A 22,582-nucleotide genomic window follows, 5' to 3' on the forward strand; every position below is an offset into this window, starting at 1 on the left:
CGAGCAACGCACACGCACCGGCCGATCACCCGGCGAGCTAGCTAATCCGGCGGCGCCACAGATTTTTCATAGGGCGGCACGGAGAGATAGGTTTCGCTGATCATGATCAGAGACGGGGGCCGGCGCGGACGAGGGTTCTGGGTGCTCGGACCCGTCGAGGCGAGGGGGCCGGAGTCGGCCATCGCGTTCGGTGGTGAACGGGCCCGGAGCCTGCTGGCCTGCCTGCTGCTCAACGCCGGGCGGGTGGTCTCGGTCGAGCAGCTCATCGACGCCGTGTGGGACGACCAGCCACCGGCCGGCGCGCGGATCCAGGTGCAGAACAGGGTCTCGACGCTGCGCAACAGGCTGCGCGAGGGCGGGCTCGGCGACGAGGTGATCCTGCGCCACTCCCCCGGATATCTGCTGCGGCTCGACGACATCCCGTTCGACCTGGCCGCGTTCGACGCGGGTGTGGCGCGTGCCGAGGAGCTGGGCGCCGCCGGGCGGATCGCCGACGCGAGCGCCGAGCTGGCCACCGCCCTGGAGTTGTGGCACGGTCCGGCGCTGAGCGGGCTCGACACCGCGTACCTGCGGACCGCCGCACAGAACCTCGAGGAACGACACCTGCGGGCGCTGGAGACCCGGTTCGGCTGGGAGCTCGATCTCGGCCGGCCCACGGAGGTCGTCGACGACCTGGCCATGCTGGTCGATCAGCATCCGTTCCGGGAACGCTTCGTCGAGTTGCTGATGCTCGCGCTGACCGGGGCCGGGCGGCGGTCGGAGGCTGTCGACGCGTACCAGAATCTGCGCAAACGACTCGCCGCCGAGCTGGGCCTCGATCCCGGAGTGGCCGTGCAGCGGGTTTTCCGGACCGTCCTCAACGGGCCGGTCACCGCGTCGGGCAACCGCCGGCCCGCACCCGCCCAGCTGCCCGCCGACCTGCCCTTCGCCGGCCGCACCCAGCAGCTGGGCGAACTGGACGCACTGCTGAGCGCCCGGTCCTGTGTGGTCATCACCGGCACCGCGGGGGTAGGCAAGTCCGCGCTCGCCGTGCATTGGGCCCGGCGGGTCGCGAGCCGCTTCCCCGACGGCCAGCTCTACGTAGGACTCCGGGGCTTCTCCACCCGCGGTCAGCCACTGCCGGCCGAGGAGGCGCTGCTCGGGTTTCTCGACGCGCTGGAGGTCCCGCCCGAGGACATCCCCGCCACGCACCAGGGCCGGATCGGGCTCTACCGCAGCCTGCTGGCCGGGCGGCGGATGCTGATCCTGCTCGACGACGCCCACGACGCCGACCAGGTGCGCGACCTGCTGCCCGGCGCACCCGGCAGCCTCGCCGTGGTGACCAGCCGCGACCCGCTCGCCGGGCTGGTGGTGAGCGAGGGCGCCGCGCAGCTGGCATTGCGGCTGCTCGACCCGGCCGAGGCCCGCGTCCTGCTCGCCCAGCGGATCGGTGCGGACCGGCTCGACGCGGAACCATCGGCGGTCAGCGCACTGATCGAGGAGTGCAGCCGGCTGCCGCTCGCCCTCGCCGTCGCGGCGGCCCGCGCGGCGAGCAGCACTTCGCTGGCTTCCTACGTGGATCGGCTGCGCGCGGCCCGGGGGACGCTGGACGCGTTCGCCATGAGCGATCGGGCCACCGACGTGCGGGGCGTGTTCGCGTTGTCGTACCGCACGCTCAGCCCGGATGCGGCGCGGCTGTTCCGGCTGCTGCACCTGCGGATCGGCGGCTCGATCTCCGCGGCGGCGGCATCTGCGCTGCACCGCTCGTCCCTGGACGAATTGGTGGATGCGCACCTGGTCTCCCGCATCGGGGACGATCACTACACGACGCATGACCTGCTGCATGTGTACGCCGGCGAACTGGCTCGTGAAACCGACACCGAGGCCGACCGGACCGCTGCCTGGCACCGCCTGCTCGACCACTACCTGCACAGCGCGGCCGCCGCCGACCGGATGATCTTCCCGGCCCGGCAGCGGATCGACCTGGGCCCGCCCGCCGACGAGTGCGGGCCGGAGGAGTTCGCCACCGATACGGGTGCGACGGCCTGGTTCGCCCGCGAATACCCGGTCCTGCTGGAAGCCGTCCGGTTGGCTGCGGAGACCGGGGAGTTCCGGCGGGCCTGGGAGCTCGCGTGGGCGCTGACCACCTATCTGATGCGCAGCGGGCACTGGCACGAGTGGGCCGGCGCGCATCGCATCGGGCTGACCGCGGCGCAGCGTGGTGACGACCTGGCAGCCCAGGCGCGCAGCCACCGTGACCTGGCCAACGCGTCCATCCGGCTACGCAGCTACGACGCCGCGCGGGCGAATCTGCAGGCAGCGCTGGACATCTACGAGCAGACCGGCGACCTGGACGCCATGGGCCGCACCTTCGGCGGGATGGGTTGGGTCGAGGAACGGGTCGAGCGCTACCCCGAGGCCCTGGCGCTGGCCGAACGCAAACTCGAGCTGGTGACCCGGGCCGGGCTCACCGGCCAGCTTCCCGGCGCCTACAACAACCTTGGGTGGTACAAGGCGCTCGTCGGCGAATACGAGGAGGCGATCGACCTCTGCAAGCGGGGTCTCGAGCTCTACCTCGCGCAGGACGACAAGTTCGGGGAGACCTACACCCGGAGCAGCCTCGGCTACGCGCTGCTGCATGCCGGGCGGCACGACGAGGCGATCACGCAGTACCGGACGGCAATCGACCTGGGCGTCGAACTCGGTGACAAGTCCGCACAGGGTGACGGCCTGCATCGGCTGGGCGACGCGCACGCCGCGGCGGGCCGGACCACGGCCGCCCGGGAAAACTGGCGGCGGGCGCTGTCCGTTCTTGATGAGATCGACCCGAAGGAGGCCGAGACCGTGCGCGGGAAGCTGGCCTTCTAGCAGGTTGGAGGGCGGAAGTGCGTGACCGAGTGAATGCGGGGGAACCTGTGGTCACGCACTCCCGCCTACCGCGCCCGCCCGAACCGGTTGCTGCGCCTGGCCGGAGGCGCCGACCGGCGGAGGCGTGCCGGTCGGTCGGTTCTGGGCGGGTCCGGGGTGCGGGACACCGGCGCGCTGGCGGGGCTACGCACGGCATCACCGCGGGTAGGCGTCGATCCGGAGGCTCTTGCCGGGGGACGGTCGAGCCACGTGGACGACGCCCGTCGTCAGGTCCGGCGTCTGCGTTTGTCGTCCTGCATGTTGGGCAGGTCGCGCATGCTGTTGAGGTCATGGCGGACCGTCCAGGCCTCGCGCCACGGGCGCCGGGAGGCCAGGTCGGCACGCTCGGCTATCCGGCGTGGCGCGCAGGGCCAGCGCCATCCACACCAGACACAGTTGCCGTCATGCCCGGCTTCAGAGTGCCGCCCGAGCATCCGCTGGGCGTCCTGCCAGAGCAGGCGGTCCACAACACCGGCCGGCGCGGACTGGTCGACGATGACCATTTCTCCTCAAACCTCCCCGATGCGTCGCTGGTGTTCCTACCCATACAACGCCCGGCAGCCCCACGCCGATCGGACTGAGTGTGCGACCTCGACAACTATCAGTGACGACCGATGCCCGCCACGGTGATCGGCAAGGATCTGCCGATCACCGTGCCTTCAGCTGAGGTGGGCCAGGAGATCCTGGCGGGTGAGGACGCCGGCGGGCTTGCCGTCGACCAGCACCATCGCCGCGTCGGACTTCTCCAGCAGGGCGACAGCCTCGCTGACGGGCTGACCGCCACCGATCATCGGGAGCGGCTCGCCCATGTGGCGCTCGATCGTGTCGTGCAGGTGGGCCTGACCGGTGAACAGGGCGTCAAGCAGCGCCTTCTCCGCGATGGAGCCGGCCACCTCACCCGTCACGACCGGGGGCTCCGCCTTGAGGACGGGGAGCTGGCTGACGCCGTACTCGCGCATGTAGTCGATCGCGTCGCGGACCGTCTCGGTCGGGTGGACGTGCACGAGCGGGGGCATCGAGCCGCTCTTCGAGGCCAGCGCCGCCGACACCGTGGGCGTGCCGTCGGTGGCCGAGAGGAAGCCGTACCGTGCCATCCAGCCGTCGTTGAAGATCTTGGAAAGATAGCCGCGGCCGCCGTCCGGGAGCAGCACCACGATCACGTCGTCGGGGCCGGCCTTGCGGGCGACCTCGAGCGCCGCGACCACGGCCATGCCGCAGCTGCCGCCGACCAGCAGGCCCTCCTCGCGGGCCAGGCGGCGGGTCATCTCGAACGAGTCCGAGTCGGACACCTCGATGACGCCGTCGCTGATGTCCCGGTCATAGGTGGTCGGCCAGAAGTCCTCACCGACGCCCTCGACGAGGTACGGCCGGCCGGTGCCCCCGGAGTAGACGGAGCCCTCCGGGTCAGCGCCGATGACCTCGACCGTGCCCTGCTCCTTCAGATACTTCCCGACGCCGCTGATCGTGCCGCCGGTTCCCATGCCCGCGACGAAGTGGGTGATCCGGCCCTCGGTCTGCTTCCAGATCTCGGGGCCGGTCTCCTCATAGTGCGAGCGCGGGTTTGCCGGGTTGCTGTACTGGTCGGGCTTCCAGGCACCCGGGATCTCGCGGGTCAGCCGGTCGGAGACGTTGTAGTACGACCGCGGGTCCTCAGGGGCAACTGCAGTCGGACAGACAACAACCTCCGCACCGTACGCCCGGAGCACGTTCTGCTTGTCCTCGCTGACCTTGTCGGGGCAGACGAAGACGCAGCGATAGCCCCGCAGCTGAGCCACCAGGGCGAGCCCCACACCCGTGTTGCCGCTGGTGGGCTCGACGATCGTCCCACCCGGTTTGAGCAGGCCCGCCTTCTCGGCGTCCTCCACCATCCGCAGGGCGATGCGGTCCTTCACCGACCCGCCCGGATTGAAGTACTCCACCTTGGCCAGAACCGTCGCCGCGATGCCCTCGGTGACGCTACGCAGCCGGACGAGGGGGGTGTCCCCGATGATCTCGACGACGTTGTCGTAATACCGCACGTCAGTGTGCCCTTCTCCGTGCCGACCTTATGGTCAGGTCAGCCTACGGGTCAGGGACGCACCGTCCCGGGTAGGACCGCATCTCGATGCTTCTCCCACTCCAGGAAACGCTCGGTCTCACTGAGCACACTGCCCGCGAGCCACGTGATCATGACGGCGTCGTCAGCGAGCCCGACGACGAACAGGAAGGCCTCGGGCACAAAATCCAGGGGCGAGATGACGTACGCCGTAGCAGCGGCCATCATCGCCACCCGCATCCCGCCGTCGTACTCCCGGCGGGCCGTAGCCTTGATCATCCGCGGCACCGCAGCCAGCCGGGTGCTCAGCGAGGGACCACCCCGCGCGCCCGACATCAACTGCTTGGCGAGCGCGGTGAACGCAGCGGTCCGACGCAACGTTCTAGCCATGTTGTCCCCTTTCGCTGCTTCCAGCATGACGGGCGCGCGCTACATCCGCGCGTTCGGCTGCGGGTCATATTTCTGTCGCACTGTCGCGTTACGTTTAAAGACTCCAGGTACCCCCTGGAGCCGGGTCGCAAGCGGCGAGGGAGGGTGAGAGTTGCAGAAGGTGCGCACTTTGACAGCGGAGGATCGGCGGAGGATCAGACTCGCCGGTCAGGTCGCGGGCGGGGTCACCGGCGCCGCAGCCGGAATCACCCTGCTCTCGGCGGGCGTGCTGCTACGCCAGGCAGCCGGGGCACGACGCATCATTCCCATGGCCGAAGCGCCCCCACCCCGTGGCGACGGACTCTACGGGCCGAAATTCCCCGGCAGGGCGCTGAGCATGGTCATCCTCGGCGACTCGTCGGCAGCCGGCTACGGCGTGCACCGCCCCCGCGAGACGCCGGGCGCACTGCTGGCCACCGGTGTGTCACGCCGTCTGCGCCGCCCGGTCCGCCTGCACCGGCTCGCCGTGGTCGGCGCGGTCTCCGCGGCCCTCACCCACCAGGTCGACGCCGCCCTCGAATACGAGCCCGAAGTCGCGGTCATCATCATCGGCGGCAACGACGTCACCCACGTGTCGGCGCGCGCCGCAGCCGTCCGCCACCTGGGCGACGCTGTCCGTCGCCTGCGCGCCACCGGCTGCAAGGTCGTCGTCGGCACCTGCCCCGACATGGGAGCCGTTCAGCCGATCAAGCCGCCGCTGCGCTGGCTGGCCCGCTCCTGGAGCCGCCAGCTCGCGGCCGACCAGACCGTCGCCGTGGTCGAGGCCGGCGGCTGGGCGGTCTCCCTGGTCGACCTCCTCGCCCCCGCCTTCGTCGCCGACCCGGTCCGCATGTTCGGCTCGGACCACTTCCACCCCTCCGTCGAGGGCTACGCCCGCGCCGCCGCCGTCATCATGCCCACCCTGATGGCGGTGCTCGGCGAGGACGACCGCACCCCGGCCCCCGGCACCGAAACCGTCCGCTCCCTGCCCGAAGCCGCTCAGGAAGCGGTCCGCACGGCCGGCACCGAGGTCAGCGCCGTGCAGGTCAACGGTCGCGAGCACGGCCCGGCCGGGCGCTGGGCCCAGCTCCGCCGCCACCCCTGGTTCGGCGAACCCCGCCTCTGGTTCGGCCACCGGACACCCTTCACCGACTCTTCATCGACCGGATCCCCCACGCCCGGCCCGGCCCCCGCATCATCGGAACCAACCCCCGACGCCCGGGCACACATCGCCAGCCGCCGGGGTACTCGTGTTACCCGTGGGTCGGGCCGGTCCGCCTCCGGGGCCGTAGGCTGGACACCGGAGGATCATCAGACGACCGACTGACCCACCCGGTCTCTCGGCTCGGACAACGGCCGGACCCATCACCCGGCCATTTTGCACAACGCCGGTGCATTTGACCGGCCAGGCCGGAGCTTTCTGACCGGCTATTGGGATACGGCCGGGGCGTGCGACCCGGTCCTTGGATTCGGCGTGGTTGTCGGCCAGGCCGGCACCGACGGCAGGAGGCGACATGACGGGTCTGACGGGACGAGTTGGCAGAACCGCGGCCACGACCCTGTTCGCCTCGGCGGTGGGCGGTGCCGCCCTGCTGGTGGGCGAGGTGATCGCCGCTCGGAGCCGCCGCTACGCGAAGCCGACCATGGGCCTTGCCCTGCGTACCTCGATGGGTCCCTCCGGCGCCCCCACCCTGCGCCTGGTCCTGCTCGGCGACTCGGCGGCGATCGGCGTCGGCGTGGAATGGCTCTCCGAAACTGTCGGCGGCCAGCTCGCCCGCCTCCTCGCCGAGGGAACCCCGGAAACCGGCCCCCGCCACGTCCTGCTCTCCAGCGTCGGCGTGGCCGGCTCCCGCTCCAGCGACCTGGCAACCCAGGTCGCCCGCGCCCTGCTCGGCGACCGCCCCGACGTGGCCGTGGTCCTGATCGGCGCCAACGACGCCACGGGACTGCGCAGCCCCGAGGACTCCGCGGACCACCTCGGCATCGCCGTCCGCCGCCTCTGCGACGCGGGCGTCCAGGTGGTCGTCGGCACCTGCCCCGACCTGGGCGCATCCCGCTCGATGGCCCAGCCGCTGCGCCAGGTGACGGGCTGGCTCGGCCGCCGTATGTCGAAGGCCCAGATCATCGCGGTGGAGGGCGCCGGCGGCACGGTGGTCGACCTCGCCGAGGAAACCGGCGCGGTCTTCCGCGCCGACGCGGGCACCCTCTGCTACGACGGCTTCCACCCCTCAGCGGACGGCTACCGGGTCTGGGCCCATGCCCTCTACCCTGCCGTCTTCGACGCAGCCCAGGCCGCTGGCCGCCGCTCCATCCAGGAATAGCCCCAAACCCGGCGGCACTGCAATACCGCCTCACCGCGTCCCACCACCCGCCGCCGCGCGGCTCACCCCGTGCGGGCGCAACCCACCCGTGCGGGCGGCGCGCGGAGGGTGGGCGAAAAATCCGACATTTGGGTGTGACGAAGTGGCGCTTCCCCGCTAAGTTACCGGCGCGTTAACGTGGGCTCATGCCGGAAGCTGTCATTGTTGCCACTGCCCGCTCCCCGATCGGGCGTGCCCACAAGGGCTCGCTGCGGGAGCTTCGTCCCGATGATCTCGCAGCCACGATTGTCGATGCCGCGCTCAACAAGGTGCCGCAGCTCGACCGGACCCTGATCGAGGATCTCTATCTCGGGTGCGGGCTTCCCGGTGGGGAGCAGGGCTTCAACATGGGCCGCGTGGTCGCGGTGAAGCTCGGGCTCGACGGGCTGCCCGGCGCGACCGTGACGCGTTACTGCTCGTCCTCGCTGCAGACGACCCGGATGGCGTTCCACGCGATCAAGGCCGGCGAGGGCGACATCTTCGTGTCGGCCGGGGTCGAGACCGTTTCCCGGTTCGCCCGGGGCAGCTCCGACGGGCTGCCGTCGGCCGCGCAGGAGCTGGTCGGTGGCAGCTGGGGCAACCCGGGGTTCGCCGCGGCCACCGCGCGCACCGCCGAGTATGCGCAGGGCGGCAAGACCTGGCACGACCCGCGGCAGGACGGCGAGTTGCCCGACGTCTACGTCGCGATGGGGCAGACCGCGGAAAACCTGGCCCAGATCAAGAACGTCAGCCGCGCGGACATGGACGAGTTCGGGGTCCGCAGCCAGAACCTCGCCGAGAAGGCGATCGCCGACGGCTTCTGGCAGCGGGAGATCACCCCGGTGACCCTGCCGGACGGCACCGTGGTCTCCGCCGACGACGGTCCCCGGGCCGGCGTGACCATCGAGGCGGTTTCCGGTCTCAAGCCGGTGTTCCGCCCCGACGGCCGGGTCACGGCGGGCAACTGCTGCCCGCTCAACGACGGCGCTGCCGCCGTGGTGATCATGAGTGACACCAAGGCTCGCGAGCTGGGCATCACGCCGCTGGCCCGGATCGTCTCGACCGGCGTCACCGCGCTCTCGCCCGAGATCATGGGCCTCGGGCCCGTGGAGGCTTCCCGGCAGGCGCTCGCCCGCGCCGGCATGACCATCGACGACGTCGACCTGGTGGAGATCAACGAGGCGTTCGCCGCCCAGGTGATCCCCTCCTACCGTGAGCTCGGCATCCCGATCGACAAGCTGAACGTCAACGGCGGCGCGATCGCCGTGGGCCACCCGTTCGGCATGACCGGCGCCCGCATCACCGGCACCCTGCTCAACGCCCTGGACTGGCGCGACAAGTCCATCGGCCTCGAGACCATGTGCGTCGGCGGCGGCCAGGGCATGGCGATGGTCCTCGAGCGCCTCAGCTAGTCGCGGTTCTTCCGCCGGGCCTGGCTGCCGAGGAGGGCGCCGGGCCCGGCGGTTCACGTCGCGCGAGGCCCGGCGGTCACGTAGCGCGACGATTTAGGCGGCTGTTCAGCTGTCATGAAGGAATTCCTCGATCCGGGCGATGGTCAGCTCGTTGTCCTCGAAGAGAACGGCCTGCAGGCCCGACGCGCGGGCGGCCTCGATGTTGGGTGCGTGATCGTCCACGAAGAGGCAGTCGGCCGGGGCCGTTGCCAGCCGCTCGCAGGCCGCGGTGAAGGCAGCCGGGTCGGGCTTCTCGACGCCGATCTCGTGCGAGTAGAGAATTTCGTCGACGAGCGAGCTGAACCCGTACGCTGCGTCCTCTCGCTCTCTTGCACCCACGAAGCTGTTGCTGAGGATCCCCAGCCGGCACCGCCCCTGCAGCCCCCGCACATATGTGATCAGCTCTTCGTTGCCGGTGCCGAGGTATTGCTCCCAGAGGTCCGCCATGAACGGGCCGGGATCGATGCCGAGCTCGTCACCGATCCGGCGGGAGACCTCCGCCTCGGTGACGGTGCCGATGCTGCCCGCGTGCCACAGGCCGGCGAAGCGGGTGTTCAGGTCGCCGGCGGGGAGGCCGAGCCGGTGCTCCCAGCGTTCACCCCAGCCGGTCGCCGGGGTGATTTCCAGGACGCCACCGATGTCGAGGATCAGAGCTCGTTTCGTCATGATCACGACCCTCAGGCTTTCCCCAAGGGAAAGGTCAAGAGCTTCACGAGGGTCCCAAGGTGAAGGTGAAGAGCTTCTGAGGGCCCCTGGGGGAAGGTCGAGAGCTCAGAGGGCTGCGCGCACCGACGTGATCGCGGTGGTGGCCTCGGTCAGCGATTCCGGGGATGGGGTCGCGGCGAGCAGGTCGTCGGACATCACGCGGAGCTGGTCGGGGAGGATCATGTCGTGCTCGCGGGGCACCGGGTGGTGCGGGCGGTGTTCCGCGTCGGCGCCGAGGTCGGCCAGGCGCTGGACGAGGGTGTGGACGAGGTCGGCACGGGTGCCGGGCGCGGCGGCGGCGACACGCGACCAGCGACCGGTTTCCCAGTGACCGACCTGGGCGAGCAGTCGCTGGACGGCGGCTTGGAAATCGTCGGCACTCACGCCGAAACCCTACCCGGCCCGCAGTAGAGCGGGCCGGGTGGCGAATGGGCGTCGAAGGCTCAGTCGTCGCCGCTCTGCAGGAAGCTGAGCAGGCGCAGGATCTCGAGGTAGAGCCAGATCAGGCCGACCAGGATGCCGAACGCCGCCGTCCAGGAGTAGCGCTGGGGCAGGCCCATGCGGACCGCCTGCTCGATCTCGTCGAAGTTCAGGATGAAGCTGAGCGAGGCGACCACGATGCAGACCAGACTGAAGATGATGCCCAGGGCGCCGTTGTCGCGCAGGCCGGTGTGAACGCCGAAGAGGGAGAGCACGAAGTTGATCAGCATGACGGCGAAGAGGCCGCCCATGACCGCGATCAGGCCTCGGGTGAACTTGGGCGTCGCGCGGATCACCCGGGCGCGGTAGAGCGCCGCCATCAGGAAGAAGACGCCGAAGGTGGCGATCACCGCCTGCAGGACGATGCCCGAGTAGAAGTTGTTGAAGGCCTCGCTGACCAGGCCGACGAAGGCACCTTCGACCACGGCGTACGCGACGACGAGGGCCGGGTTGGCCACGCGCATGAACGAGATGACGAAGCCGAGCACCAGGCCGACGACCGCGGCACCGATCCAGGCGATGCTGGAGAGGCTGTCGGGGATGAGGTTCCAGGCCGCGACGGCGGAGACGCCGGTGATGCCGAGCAGCGTCACGGTCTTGACCACGACGTCGTCGATGGTCATGGGTCGCACGGACGGCGGGGCGGCGGGATAGCCGGGCGCCGATGCGTACGGCTGACCGTAACCCGGCTGGGCGGGCGGCCCGTAGGGTCCGTATCCGGCCCCGCGTTCCCGCTCAGCCGCCTGGCCGAGGCGCGAGAGCACCGGGTTCGATGTCTTCACTTGGAACAGCCTCCCTGAGGTTGTGGCACGTCCGTGGATCGTGCTTTTACCAAGGGTAAGCGCACTATCGACGCGGTTCAGGCTACGGAAGCTGTGAAGGGGCTGAAAACCAGTCGTCGCCCCACTCGACATCCCGCGCCACGCGGTAGAGATCACCGGCTTTCTTCGAGACGACCTGCGTGCGTACGCTGCCGTCCGCATCGCAGAGCTGCATCGTCACCATGCCCTTGCGAAACTGGGGGTGGCGCAGAACACGCCCGTCCGGCGGATGGAGCACCGGGGCGGGAGCGCCCGCAACGAAGGAGAACTTTTCGTCCTCATGTCCGAGTTGGGCGTTCTTCAACCTGCGGTGCAGGGCGCTGCGGTTGACCCGGGCCGAAAAATGGCACCAGTCGCCGCGCGTGGCGGTCAGCGGGCAAGCCCCCTGGTGCGGGCACGGCGCGACGATGGCCAGCCCGTGATCGAGCATCGCCTGGCGGGCGTCGAGGATGCGGGCGTACCCGGCCGGCGTACCCGGCTCGATCACCAACAGCAGACCGGAAGCCGCCCGCATCGCCCGGCCCAGCAGCTCGGTCCGCGCTTTTTCGCCGAGCTCACCGAGCACGTAGGAGATGGTGACGAGGTCCGCGGCGGGCAGCTCCCCCGCCGCCTCGGCCTGCCACTGCTGCCAGGCGGCCTGCGGAAGAAGCCGGCGCCCCACCGCCAGGGCCTCTTTGACCTGGTCCAGCACGGTGACTTCCGCCAGATCCGGAAAGGCATCGGTCGCGGCCCAGGCGGCCGCACCGGTCCCGCCCCCGACATCAAGCTGAGTGCGCGGCTCAAACGTGGGGTACGCCCGGACGACCTGCTCCAGCGCCGTCCGCACAGCGGCAAAAGTCGCAGGCATCCTGTACGCGGCATACGCGGCCACATCCGTATCGGTGGCCAAAATCGGCGCGGTCGCGGGCTTACCCGACCGATAGGCCTCGATCAGCCGCTCCACGGACGACGACATCCGGTCCTCGGAAGCGCGTCCGGACTCGGCCACTAGCCCGGCACGAAGGTCGGAAGGCAACTCAAAGCTCACGCTGCGCGATCCTAGGCTATCGAGATCCGGTAGTTGAGGCCGCTCCAATTTTAGTAGCTTGGGGTTCTCCAATTTTGGTAGTTTGGGGTTCTCCAATTTTGGTACTTGAAGCGTGGGAGGCAAGCGGGATGGAGTCGCTCACCGGGATCGCGACGCGACGCGTTTCCGCTCAGCTCGTTGACTTGCTGCACGTGGAGCCGGTCATTGCCCTGCATGGCCCGCGCTCCGTCGGCAAATCCACGGTGCTGAACGCCATCGCCGAAGCCCGGCAGGTGCCCGTCCTGGATCTGGACGATCTCGGCACTCGTGATGCCGTGACAGCCAACCCGCAGACCGCCGTCGCGACGCCGGGCCTACTGTGCATCGACGAGTATCAGCACGTCCCGCAGATCCTCGACGCGCTGAAGGCCCGCCTCAATCGCGAAGGCACCTTGGCCGGCACCGCCGTACTCACCGGGTCGACCCGGCAGGACGCGCTGCCCCGGACAGCCCAGGCGCTGACCGGCCGGCTACACACCATGACCATCTGGCCGCTGTCACAGGGTGAGATCAACGGTCAGACCGAAGACTTTCTGCCGACGCTACGAGCAGACCCTGAGGCCATGGTCGCGGCTCGGCCAACCTCGGGAACCACTCGCAAGGAATATGTGGACCGGCTCTGCGCTGGAGGATTCCCTCTGGCACTACGCCGCAGCGGCACGGCAAGGGACCGGTGGTTCGACGACTACATTCGTCAGTCTCTGGAGCGGGATGCCATCGAGCTCGTCCGGGTCCGCCAACGCGCGATGCTCCGCGAGCTGCTGGATCGCCTCGCGGGACGCACCGGGCAGGTGCTGAACCTGGCCAACGCATCCCAGGGCCTGACCGGTGAACGCAGGACAATCGAGGAATACGTCCGCCTCCTCGAAGACCTCTTCCTCATCGACCGATTGCCGGCCTGGGGCAAGACGCTGCGCGTGCGAGCCGCGGCATCGCCGAAAGTGCATGTCGTCGATTCCGGAGTGGCCGCTCGGCTCATGCGGGTCACGCCCACCAGGCTCGCCACTCTCGATCCGACGGCCCTGTCGGAGTTCGGCCACCTACTCGAGACTTTCGTCGTCGGTGAACTCCGCAAGCAGGTCTCATGGCTGGATGAGCGGGCCGCCACCGGGCACTGGCGTACCCACGACGGCGATGAGGTCGACTACGTCATCGAGTTCGACGACGGCCGGGTGCTCGCTTTTGAGGTCAAGGCGAACGAACGCGTCAGCGGCAACGACCTCAAAGGCCTCCGCAAGTTACGCGACACTCTTGGTGACAGATTCATCGCCGGAGTGGCCTTGAGCACCGGACTGCGCTCGTATACCTACGAGGATCGCATCCACGTCATGCCCGTCGACCGGCTCTGGACGCCCACCTGAGGAGGGGCCCACCTGAGGAGGGGCCTGTGCCCGGGGCGGGTCTCGAACCCGCACGCCTTTTTGGGGCAGCCGCTTTTAAGGCGGCCGTGTCTGCCGTTCCACCACCCGGGCCGGAGTGCTGTAAGCCACCGTAGCGGGTGGTGCCCGCCCGGCAAGAAGCCGGACGGGCACAAATGCTACATCGCTGTCAGCGGGTGGCGGACGCGACCGGCTTGTCGTCGGTCAGCGGGGGCGTGACGTCCGTGAACTCCTCGCGGGGCTGGTGGAGCTGGCCCAGGGAGACCGTTTCGCGCTTGAGGACCGAGGCCAGGGCCCAGTCGGCGACGACGCGGACCTTGCGGTTGAAGGACGGGATGTGGCCCACGTGGTAGAGCCGGTGCATCATCCAGGCCGGCCAGCCCTTGACCTTGATGCCGTAGACGTTGGCGACGCCCTTGTGCAGGCCGAGGCTTGCGACGCTGCCGAGGTATTTGTGCTTGTACTCCTTGGGGGTGCCGCCGTAGACGACCTTGCGGATGTTGTCCGCGAGGACCGCTGCCTGACGCACCGCGTGCTGGGCGCTCGGGGAGCACCAGCCGCCCGGGTTGGTCAGGTCGGGGACCTGGGCGCAGTCGCCGGCGGACCAGGCGCCGTCGAGGACCTTGCCGTCCTCGTCGACGACCTGCAGGGTGGGCAGGCAGTTGACGTGACCGCGCGGGCCGAGCGGGAGGTCGGTCTGCTCGAGCATCGGGGACGGCTTGACGCCGGCCGTCCACACGATGGTCTCGGCGCGGAACACCTCACCGTCGGAGAGGTGGACCTCACCGTCGACACAGGACTTCATGATGGTCTCGAGGCGGATGTCGATGTTGCGCTTGCGCAGCTGGCGAGCCGCGTAGGCACCCATCTGCGGGCCGACCTCGGGGAGGATCTTGTTGGCCGCCTCGACCAGGATGAAGCGGACCTCCTCCTGCTTGAGCTCGGGGTAATACTTGAGGCTGTCGCGGACGACGTCCTCCATCTCGCCCAGCGCCTCGGCACCGGCGAAGCCACCGCCGACGAAGAGGAACGTCAGCGACGCCTTGCGGATCTCGGGATCCGGGGTCACGGCGGCGACGTCGAGCCGGTCGAGAATGTGGTTGCGCAGGTAGATGGCCTCACCGATGGTCTTGAGGCCGATGCCGTGCTCGCGCAGACCGGGAATCGGGAGGGTGCGCGAGACGGAGCCGGGCGCGACCACGATGTGGTCGTACTCGATCTCCGTGACCGGGCCCTCGATCGGCTGCACGGTCACCGTCTTGCGGGCGTGCTCGACCTTGGTGACCTCGCCCGCGACGATCCGGCAGCGCTTGAGCTCGCGGCGCAGCGGAACCACCGAGTGGCGGGGCGAGATGTTGCCCGCAGCAGCCTCCGGAAGGAACGGCTGATACGTCATGTGGGGCTGGGGGTCGATGACAATGACCTCAGCCCGGCGCGAGTTGAGCTTCCTCGACAGGCGGAGGGCCGTGTACAGGCCGACGTGCCCTGCCCCTACCACCACGATGCGTTGCGGGTTCACGTATTGATTGTCGCGCCCCGACCGGTCCCATGCCTCGTTGTGTGACCAAGGACAACCCTTGACGGCACGCGGCGTAACGCTCGGATTTCAGATCCGTGTCGACGACTACCCAGCGCGCGGAAACGGTTACGTACGGCGCAACATGCGGGCCAGGACCATGGTCGCGCCGACCGCCGCGGCGAGCCCCACGAGGGTCGCGACGAGGAACGCTCCCCCGGCCAACTCCGAGGTCAGGCCCAGGACGATCACCGTCAGGACAGCCGATCCGAGCACCACCAGGGCGGCCCGGACCAGCCAGGACGTGAGGACGTCCACGTTGACCATGGCGTCGTAGGGAAGGACCGCTGCGAGGGCCGCCAGGGTGTGCCCGACGTACGTCAGCGTGGCGATCGCGAGCACCCGCCACAGCGCCACGCGGGCGTCGTAGTAGGTGGTGTCCGCGATCCAGCCGCCCACGACGACCAGGACGGCGAACGTGGTGCCCCGGCCGCGCGGCGCGAACGCCGGGTAGACCGCCACCACGGCGAGGATGGCGAGATAGCGGCTGATCACCAGCGACACGGGCCAGGCGACCGTCAGCGCACCGAAGAAGACAAGGGCGATGGCTGCGCGTACGAGCAGCGGCAGAATCGTCGCCCGCGCCACCGCTGTCCGTGCCCGCCCCGCCCGTTGCGTGATCCCTCCGGCCATGTCAGCGCCCCCGGGGTGCGGAGGCGAGCCGCGAGACGTCACGCAGCACCAGGTCGAGGCTGCCTGCACCGGCCCACTCGACCACGGGTACGCCGTGCTCGCGGAGCCTGCCGAGCACGTTCTCGCGTTCCATGCGCCAGAGCCGGGTGGCCAGCGGCGTCCATGGGCCACGCTGCGGCGGCGCGGCGCCCTCGGGCAGGGTGTCCACGGCGACGGTGAAGCGGCCGGACTGGACCAGCCCGGCGAGCATGTCGGCGGCCCGCGGGTCGACCAGTGGGGTCAGCACCACGACAAGCGCGTCGGAGGAAACGTTGTGGGCGGCGAAGACGTGCTCGGCCGGCGCGCGGTCGCCCCGCTCGGCCCGCACGTCGAGCAGCCACTCGAGAACGGTCAGATACTGCCGGCGACCGGTCGCGCCACGCAGCCGGCGGGCGGATCCGCCGTACTCGGCCAGCGAGACCCGGTCCCCGCGTTGCAGGTAGTGCTCCGCGATGGCGGCGGCCGCGCGTACGGTCGTGTCGAGCACTGACGCCTTGCCTTTCACACCACCGGATTCCCCCGCCTCGCCGAGCACGTCGAGCAGGAGGAGAACCTCCGCGTCGCGGTCGGAGAGCGTGGAGGCGACGTGCAGATCACGCGTACGCAGAGAAACTCGCCAGTCGATGCGCCGCAGCCTGTCCCCGGGCGCGAACGGGCGCACACCGGCCAGCTCCCCGCCCTCGCCGGGCCGGCGTGAACGGTGGTTACCGACCAGACCGGCCGCCGCGGGCATCGCCTCGGTGGCGGCGAACGGCTCGGTCTCCGGGTAGACCCGCACGCCCTTGGCTGGGATCACCACCGGACGACAGGCCAGCAACCCGCCGCACGCCGCGACCCGGGCCGCCGCAGGACCCACGGACTGCCGGCCCCAGCGCGTCGCCCGGCCACTCAGGTCGACCGCCGTCCAGCCGTCGGGTGCGACCGTGATCGCGTGCGGGCGGTCGGCGTCCTCGAGTTTGAGCCACGGGGAGGTACGCGTACGCACCACCACGAGGTCGTAATTGATCACGTCGGGGTTCGCCACCGTGAGGCCCGCCTCGACCTCGCCGCCCTCGACGATGTGCTCCTCCTCGGCCGAGATGGTCAGCTCGGGTGCGGAGCGTGGCATCCGGCGCAGCCCGACGGCCGCCCCGATCGCGAACGGCGCGGCGAGCAGCACGAGGTCGACCCGGCCGAGGGCCACGCCGAGCACCAGCAGCAGCCCGGTGAGCAGGACCGTACGCCCGAGGGCCCGGGTGGGCACCCAGACCGGCGGCGCCCAGCTCTCCTCGGCCCCGGCCGCCCCGGTCGGGGGCACGGCGGCCCGCAGCGTCGGCGATTCGGTCCCGGTCACTGCTCGGCGTATCCGCCCGCGTACGTCGGCAGCGCGCCGCTGGCCGGCGCTGCGACGTTCTGCAGCACCTCCTGGACCACGAAGGCCGGGTCGACCCGGCGCAGCCACATCTCCGGCCGCAGCGTGAGCCGGTGCGCCAGGGCCGGCACCGCGACGTCCTTGACGTCCTCGGGCACCACGTAGTCGCGGCCGGACATGACAGCGCGGGCCCGGGCCAGCAGCAGGAGTGCCAGCGAACCACGCGGGGAGGCGCCGACCAGCGTGGCGGAGTGCTCGCGGGTCGCCGCGGTCAGCTCCACGATGTAGCGGCCGATCGAGTCCTCGACCTGCACCGTCTCCAGCGCCGCCTGCATCGCCTGCAGGGTGTGGGAGTTGACCACGGGGGTCAGCTGCGACTCCTCCTGGCGGCGCGACATGCGCCGGCGCAGGACCTCCCACTCCTCGTCGGCGGTGGGATAGCCGAACGAGACGCGCAGCAGGAACCGGTCGAGCTGGGCCTCGGGCAGCGGGTACGTGCCTTCGTACTCGATGGGGTTGGCGGTGGCCAGCACGTGGAACGGCGGGTCCAGCCGGTAGGTGACACCCTCGACCGAGACCTGCTTCTCCTGCATCGCCTCGAGCAGCGCCGACTGGGTCTTCGGCGGCGTCCGGTTGATCTCGTCGGCCAGCAGCATGTTCGTGAAGACCGGGCCGGCCCGGAACGCGAAGTCGCCCTTGCGCTGGTCGTAGAGGAAGGAGCCGGTCACGTCCGCCGGCAATAGGTCCGGGGTGAACTGCAACCGCCGGAAGTCCAGCCCGAGCGCCTGCGCGAAGCAGCGGGCGGTCAGCGTCTTGCCCAGGCCGGGCAGGTCCTCCAGCAGCACGTGCCCGCCGGCCAGGATCCCGGCCAGCACCAGCTCGAGGGAGTCCCGCTTGCCGACCACCACGCTGCCGACCGAGTCGAGGACCGCGCCGGCCAGGCGGCCCACCTCGTAGGGCGCCATCGCCTCCACGCTCGAGTCCGTCACCGATCCACCCTTCTCAGATCCGTTCCAAGGCGTCGACGAATGCCGACAGATCCCGGGGCTTCGGCGCACGCCGGCCCGGTTCGTTCAGCAGCTGCCACAACTGCTCGCCCATCAGCTCCCGCGCGCGCCCGGGATCCGATTCGCGGGTGAATCCGTGCCGCAGCCGCAGCCGTTCGTCCGCCATCTCCGAGAGCGCGGGCAGGACGATACGCGAAAAACGGTCGGCGTCGTTCTGCGACCAGTCGAGTTGCTGCTCCCAGCGGCGTACGCCCACGCGCAGGAGGTCGCCGGACGCCCAGAGATAGTCACCGGATTCCTCGCCGCCCCGCGCTCGCCGGCGGGGAGGCACCGGCGGGGCCACTTCGGACACCGCGAACATCAGCAGCCGCAATGCCACGAAAGCGACCACGATCAGCAGCACCGAGATCTTGATGCCCTGCGAACGCGACACCGCGATGGTGATGACGGTGGCCGTGCCGATGAGCAGAAGGTTGCCAAGGATCTGGCTGACCCGGACGCGGCGCTTCTCGACCGGGTTGGGCGGCGGCTCCTCAACGGTGTACCGCTCGTCGGCGGCACCGAAGAGATCGGCGAGGCCGCCGTCGGCGTCGAGGCTCATGCGGAAACCCCCGCTCCCAGGTCGGTACGGAGCCGTTCGAGCGCCGCGCGGGCCTGCTGGCGCATCTGGTCATCCACCGTGTGCGTCGCGTAACGGGCCTGCCGGTAGACGTGTGCGAACGGGGTCAGCACCGCCGTGTCGAGGTTCTGCTCGTTCAGCAGCCGCGCGACCAGGTCGGTAGGGCTGTCGCCGGCGTGGCGCGGTGTCCCGGCTGCGGCGGCGGCCTGCTCCAGGCGCACCCAGCAGGCGATGACGGCGCGACGCGGATCCCGGTCGGCGTCGGTGAGCTCCTGCAGGCCCGCGTCAACCGCGGCCACGATGTCCTCGGCAGCGCGCGCATTGGAGCGCGGCGACGCCCGCTTGCCCTTGCGGGGTCCCCGCCGCCGCGCGACGTCCCGCAACAGCGCGACGGTCACGAGAACGAGCACGGCGGCCAGCGCGACGCCGATGACGATCCACGCGACCGTGCCGACCCAGTCGGGCAGCCCGGCGGCGGCCTCCACCGGGCGGGGTGCCTTGCTGGCGATCGGCTCCGGGGACGGCGGGAGCAACGGCGCCAGCGGCGCCTCCGGCTCGGCGTCCGGGTTGAAGCGCTCGAGCTGCGGCGCCGAACGGGTCGCGGCCAGGGCGGCGAGACAGAGCAGCGCGAGGACGGCGGCCAGCGGCCACCAGCGTCGCAATGCGGCTAGATCCAATGCTCAGGTCCCTGATAGTGGCGAGGTTCGGGCGGCGGGGAAAATCCGGTGGCCCGAATCATGCCAGGCCCGCGAGGCGTTTCGCACTGCCGAACACGTCGTCGAGCATCGCGGGGGTCAACCGGCCGGTGAAAGTGTTCTGCTGGGACACGTGGTAGCTGCCCAGCAGATCGGGCCCGCCGGGCAGCACGACGTGGGCGCCGTGGGTGAAGCGGGGGCGGGGAATCGGGGGGCTCACGGCGTACACATGCCTGAGAACCGGCCACCACGCGGCCCAGGCGAAGGCACCCAGGGCGACCACGACGCGCAGGGTCGGTCTGATGAGTGAGACCTCGCGATGCAGCCAGGGTGCGCAGGTGTCGCGCTCGACCGGCAGCGGCTTGTTGTCCGGCGGGGCGCAGCGGACGGCCGCGAAGATCCGGGTGTGCGCGAGGGTCAGGCCGTCGTCCGCGCTGACGCTGGTCGGCTGATTGGCCAGCCCGGCGCGGTGCAGCGCGGCGAAGAGGACGTCGCCGGAGCGGTCACCCGTGAAGATGCGGCCGGTGCGGTTGCCGCCGTGCGCCGCGGGGGCCAGACCCAGGATCGCGATCTCGGCGTCGCCCGGGCCGTACCCGGGGATGGGCCGGCCCCAGTAGGTCTGGTCGCGGAAGGCGGCACGCTTCGTGGCCGCGACTTCCTCACGCCAGGTAACCAGGCGCGGGCAGGCGAAACAATCCGCGATGTCCGCGTCGAGCACGCTCAGTTGCGGCGCTGCGGCCGCTCGGGCGCTGACTTCCTCAGGGGTACGGGTGGGCACGCGATCAGCTTCGCACCCCCTGTCACCTACTTGCTGGGCGACGGGCTGGGCTTGCCCGGCGACGGGCTGGGCTCGCCCCCTCCACTTGCGGACGGGCTGACGCTCGGGGCGTCGGAGGCGTCCGGCATCCGGAACGGCGCCTTGCTCGCACAGTACGGGTAGACGCCCTGCGGCGCGTCGATGTAGGTCCCCTCGTCGTCATAGCAGTAGGCGTTGCCGAGGTGGATCGGCTGGCCGTTCTGGTCAAGCAGCCGCGCGCCGGTCACCAGCCGCCCCTGCGCGTCATAGACGAACACGTCCTCGACCTGACTGTACGGATTGTCGTAGGACGTGACGTTCGAGTAGTACGAGTCGCGGGTGTAGCCGTCGGCCTGGGTGAACCCGGCGAGCGCGACGATCACGAGCACGAACGACGTGCCGTAGAGGACGGCCTTCGGCCAGGTCGACAGCCGGAACGAGCGCCGCCCGAGCCAGATCGACCCGAGGATCCCGGCGGCGAGCAGGATCAGCGCCACCGCGTCGCTGCCGCCGATCCGGGGCAGCAGACCGATCGGCTGGTCGCCGCCGTCGAGGATCTCAGCGACCACCATCGCCGCGAGATAGCCGCGCAGCACCCACCAGGCGGGGCGCAGCAGCCGGCCGAAATCGCTGGCCCGCTCGTAGCCGAGCACGCCACCCACCTTCACATCCGCTGTGCGCAGGACCGGCATGACCTGGTCGCGCAGCTCGATCAGCGGGTTGGGACGCGTCGGCGGATCGGGGAACCCGCCGACGAACGGGGCCGTGCCGCGCAGCTCGGCCGCGTAGGCCTCCGGACTGCCCACCCGGTCGGTGAGCGGCCCCTCGCCGTCGGCCATGACCTCGGTCAGATGCTCGGTGAGGTCCTCGAGCAACTCGTCGCGCTGCGCCTCGGGCAGATCGCCGAGCGCCGCCCGGACCGCGAAAACGTACGCGGTGATCTCGTCCTGAGCCGTCGAATTCACGCCGTCCCCCGCTCGTGAAGCAGATCGTCCATCGTAGATGCGAAGCCTTGCCACACTTTGCCCGACCGCTGCAACTCCGCCCGGCCGGCGGGATTGAGCGAGTAGTACTTACGGTGCGGCCCCTCGTCACTGGGCACCACGTAGGTGGTCAGCAGCCCGCCGTTGTAGAGCCGCCGCAACGTGCCGTAGACGCTGGCATCCCCGACGTCACCCAGCCCCGCCGTGCGCAACCGGCGCAGGATGTCGTAGCCGTAGCCGTCCTCGTCCCGCAGCGCGGCCAGCACGGCTAGGTCGAGGACGCCCTTGAGCAGCTGCGTCGTATCCACGCGATGCACACTACTGCGCGATGCGAAGTAGTGTCAAAGAGGAAGTACCCCGACCTCACGGTGCTTCCTCTTCCGACGTGGAAGGGAGAGTGGAGTCGACCTCGCGCAGCAGATCGCGCAGCGATCCATCAACGTCGACATCCTTGTCCAAGGATTTCAGCGCGGACGCGGACACCCGTTCCAGGATTTGATCGAGCTCGTGGTCACGGTCCATCACATCCCTCCTTCTTCTCAGAACAGGCCTCGTGCTTTTCAGAGCTGGCCCCGTGCTTTTCAAAGCTGGCCCCGTGCCGCATGAGCTTCTGCTGCAAGGCCCGGCGCGCGTGACTCAGATTGGTCCTGACCGTCTCGGGCCGCTTACCGATCGCGGCGGCAATCTCAGCCGGTTCGAAACCGTCGATCGTCCAGGCCATCACCTCACGCTGTGCCGGTGGGAGGGATTTCACCAGGTCCAGGACATAGCTGGTCTCTTGATCGAAGCTGAACGGCGCCGCCGCGGCCGCCTCGATCCGCCGGGCCGTGAACTCCCGCCGCATCCGGGCCCGGTCACCGCTACGGCCCCTGAGGAAGATGCCGCGTGCAGCCTTACGCACGAAGGCGTGGGGGTACTGAATCTCGGACCACTTGATCAACGCTGCCTTCATGGCCTCCTGCGCAACGTCCTGCGCCTCCTCGAGGATGGCTCCGAGTCCGATCACGAACCGGATCAGGCGCGTGTAGTCCTGCCTGTAAAAACTCTTGAACTCGGTCAGATCCGTTGCGTTGTCCTGGACGTCATCGGCCACGGCCTGTGCCTCTTTCTTACGTAAAAGCCCGGTTGACGGGTAGGAAGCGCGTTCATCGAGGGCTCTCTTTCATCCAGCGGGCCGGAATTTCCGGCGTGCGTGCGTCCAGCAGGCACCGCGCACGGTCGTCGTTCGGGACGACGGCCATGCCCACTGTCTGTGTCTCACTCGGTGAGTACAGCGGAATCCCGCTACGTGCAAGGAGCGGCAAGTTTCTTTC

23 protein-coding genes and 1 tRNA gene are annotated in these 22,582 nt (G+C 69.9%); 5 read left to right on the forward strand and 19 right to left on the reverse strand.

The features are described 5' to 3' along the window. Positions 1-102 precede the first annotated feature (102 nt). Positions 103-2,847: an AfsR/SARP family transcriptional regulator gene (locus tag Ahu01nite_RS10260; RefSeq protein WP_203836232.1), complete on the forward strand. Its 2,745-nt coding sequence runs from the start codon at positions 103-105 to the stop codon at positions 2,845-2,847. Positions 2,848-3,113: 266 nt separating this feature from the next. On the opposite strand, the gene Ahu01nite_RS10265 is transcribed toward Ahu01nite_RS10260, so the two are convergent. The 3 genes from Ahu01nite_RS10265 to Ahu01nite_RS10275 form a co-directional block, all read right to left on the reverse strand. Next, entirely contained in the window at positions 3,114-3,389 is a 276-nt protein-coding gene (locus Ahu01nite_RS10265; RefSeq protein ID WP_203836233.1) for a hypothetical protein, read from the reverse strand. Positions 3,390-3,545: 156 nt separating this feature from the next. Further along, positions 3,546-4,904, reverse strand: coding sequence for a cystathionine beta-synthase (locus tag Ahu01nite_RS10270; RefSeq protein ID WP_203836234.1), 1,359 nt, complete (start codon positions 4,902-4,904; stop codon positions 3,546-3,548). Positions 4,905-4,954: 50 nt separating this feature from the next. Beyond that, complete coding sequence (locus Ahu01nite_RS10275) at positions 4,955-5,311, reverse strand: YkvA family protein (protein WP_203836235.1); 357 nt, start codon at positions 5,309-5,311, stop codon at positions 4,955-4,957. A gap of 169 nt (positions 5,312-5,480) precedes the next feature. Between Ahu01nite_RS10275 and Ahu01nite_RS10280 the strand changes: the two genes are divergently transcribed. The 3 genes from Ahu01nite_RS10280 (at position 5,481) to Ahu01nite_RS10290 (ending at position 9,080) form a co-directional block, all read left to right on the forward strand. Continuing rightward, complete coding sequence (locus Ahu01nite_RS10280) at positions 5,481-6,656, forward strand: SGNH/GDSL hydrolase family protein (RefSeq protein WP_239158761.1); 1,176 nt, start codon at positions 5,481-5,483, stop codon at positions 6,654-6,656. A gap of 187 nt (positions 6,657-6,843) precedes the next feature. Beyond that, positions 6,844-7,650 carry an SGNH/GDSL hydrolase family protein gene (locus Ahu01nite_RS10285; RefSeq protein ID WP_203836236.1) on the forward strand — a complete coding sequence of 269 codons (807 nt, stop codon included), beginning with the start codon at positions 6,844-6,846 and terminating at the stop codon, positions 7,648-7,650. 185 nt (positions 7,651-7,835) lie between these two features. Continuing rightward, on the forward strand, positions 7,836-9,080 hold the full coding sequence (locus Ahu01nite_RS10290; RefSeq protein WP_203836237.1) for an acetyl-CoA C-acetyltransferase: 1,245 nt from the start codon (positions 7,836-7,838) through the stop codon (positions 9,078-9,080). Between the two features lie 105 nt (positions 9,081-9,185). Here Ahu01nite_RS10290 and Ahu01nite_RS10295 read toward each other — a convergent pair whose 3' ends face one another. The 4 genes from Ahu01nite_RS10295 to Ahu01nite_RS10310 all read right to left on the reverse strand — a co-directional run bounded on the left by Ahu01nite_RS10295 (position 9,186) and on the right by Ahu01nite_RS10310 (position 12,152). Continuing rightward, positions 9,186-9,785: an HAD family hydrolase gene (locus tag Ahu01nite_RS10295; protein WP_203836238.1), complete on the reverse strand. Its 600-nt coding sequence runs from the start codon at positions 9,783-9,785 to the stop codon at positions 9,186-9,188. 105 nt (positions 9,786-9,890) lie between these two features. After that, entirely contained in the window at positions 9,891-10,208 is a 318-nt protein-coding gene (locus tag Ahu01nite_RS10300; protein ID WP_203836239.1) for a hypothetical protein, read from the reverse strand. A gap of 59 nt (positions 10,209-10,267) precedes the next feature. Then, a complete protein-coding gene (locus tag Ahu01nite_RS10305; RefSeq protein WP_203836240.1) occupies positions 10,268-11,086 on the reverse strand; it encodes a Bax inhibitor-1/YccA family protein in 819 nt (272 codons plus the stop codon). 82 nt (positions 11,087-11,168) lie between these two features. Beyond that, positions 11,169-12,152: a small ribosomal subunit Rsm22 family protein gene (locus tag Ahu01nite_RS10310; protein WP_203836241.1), complete on the reverse strand. Its 984-nt coding sequence runs from the start codon at positions 12,150-12,152 to the stop codon at positions 11,169-11,171. Positions 12,153-12,226: 74 nt separating this feature from the next. On the opposite strand from Ahu01nite_RS10310, the gene Ahu01nite_RS10315 reads away from it, so the two are divergent. Beyond that, positions 12,227-13,552, forward strand: coding sequence for an ATP-binding protein (locus Ahu01nite_RS10315; protein ID WP_203836242.1), 1,326 nt, complete (start codon positions 12,227-12,229; stop codon positions 13,550-13,552). 27 nt (positions 13,553-13,579) lie between these two features. Here the strand turns inward: Ahu01nite_RS10315 and Ahu01nite_RS10320 are convergent. From Ahu01nite_RS10320 to Ahu01nite_RS10375, 12 genes are all read right to left on the reverse strand, one after another. Beyond that, a tRNA-Leu gene (locus Ahu01nite_RS10320) sits at positions 13,580-13,663 on the reverse strand. 76 nt (positions 13,664-13,739) lie between these two features. Further along, positions 13,740-15,089 (reverse strand): NAD(P)/FAD-dependent oxidoreductase, encoded by a 1,350-nt coding sequence (locus Ahu01nite_RS10325; protein WP_203836243.1) that lies wholly within the window; start codon positions 15,087-15,089, stop codon positions 13,740-13,742. Positions 15,090-15,215: 126 nt separating this feature from the next. Further along, positions 15,216-15,779: a hypothetical protein gene (locus Ahu01nite_RS10330; RefSeq protein ID WP_203836244.1), complete on the reverse strand. Its 564-nt coding sequence runs from the start codon at positions 15,777-15,779 to the stop codon at positions 15,216-15,218. A 1-nt stretch (position 15,780) separates the two neighbouring features. Continuing rightward, positions 15,781-17,115, reverse strand: a complete 1,335-nt coding sequence (locus Ahu01nite_RS10335) for a DUF58 domain-containing protein (RefSeq protein WP_203836262.1) — start codon at positions 17,113-17,115, stop codon at positions 15,781-15,783. A gap of 32 nt (positions 17,116-17,147) precedes the next feature. Further along, positions 17,148-18,134, reverse strand: coding sequence for an AAA family ATPase (locus Ahu01nite_RS10340; RefSeq protein ID WP_203836263.1), 987 nt, complete (start codon positions 18,132-18,134; stop codon positions 17,148-17,150). 37 nt (positions 18,135-18,171) lie between these two features. Continuing rightward, positions 18,172-18,777 (reverse strand): hypothetical protein, encoded by a 606-nt coding sequence (locus Ahu01nite_RS10345; protein WP_203836245.1) that lies wholly within the window; start codon positions 18,775-18,777, stop codon positions 18,172-18,174. Next, positions 18,774-19,472: a DUF4129 domain-containing protein gene (locus Ahu01nite_RS10350; RefSeq protein WP_203836246.1), complete on the reverse strand. Its 699-nt coding sequence runs from the start codon at positions 19,470-19,472 to the stop codon at positions 18,774-18,776. Before Ahu01nite_RS10350 ends, Ahu01nite_RS10345 begins: the two co-directional genes overlap by 4 nt. 58 nt (positions 19,473-19,530) lie before the next feature. Further along, complete coding sequence (locus Ahu01nite_RS10355) at positions 19,531-20,268, reverse strand: uracil-DNA glycosylase (protein ID WP_203836247.1); 738 nt, start codon at positions 20,266-20,268, stop codon at positions 19,531-19,533. Between the two features lie 26 nt (positions 20,269-20,294). Continuing rightward, on the reverse strand, positions 20,295-21,251 hold the full coding sequence (locus tag Ahu01nite_RS10360; RefSeq protein ID WP_203836248.1) for an HAAS signaling domain-containing protein: 957 nt from the start codon (positions 21,249-21,251) through the stop codon (positions 20,295-20,297). Next, the gene (locus Ahu01nite_RS10365) at positions 21,248-21,577 is read right to left on the reverse strand and encodes a PadR family transcriptional regulator (protein WP_203836249.1); all 330 of its coding nucleotides are present in this window, start codon (positions 21,575-21,577) and stop codon (positions 21,248-21,250) included. Before Ahu01nite_RS10365 ends, Ahu01nite_RS10360 begins: the two co-directional genes overlap by 4 nt. Before the next feature lie 55 nt (positions 21,578-21,632). Continuing rightward, positions 21,633-21,791: a hypothetical protein gene (locus Ahu01nite_RS10370; RefSeq protein ID WP_203836250.1), complete on the reverse strand. Its 159-nt coding sequence runs from the start codon at positions 21,789-21,791 to the stop codon at positions 21,633-21,635. Then, positions 21,781-22,362, reverse strand: a complete 582-nt coding sequence (locus tag Ahu01nite_RS10375; protein WP_203836251.1) for an RNA polymerase sigma factor — start codon at positions 22,360-22,362, stop codon at positions 21,781-21,783. Before Ahu01nite_RS10375 ends, Ahu01nite_RS10370 begins: the two co-directional genes overlap by 11 nt. Positions 22,363-22,582 lie beyond the last annotated feature (220 nt).

The sequence above is a fragment of the Winogradskya humida genome, assembly GCF_016862215.1.
GTDB lineage: Bacteria > Actinomycetota > Actinomycetes > Mycobacteriales > Micromonosporaceae > Actinoplanes > Actinoplanes humidus.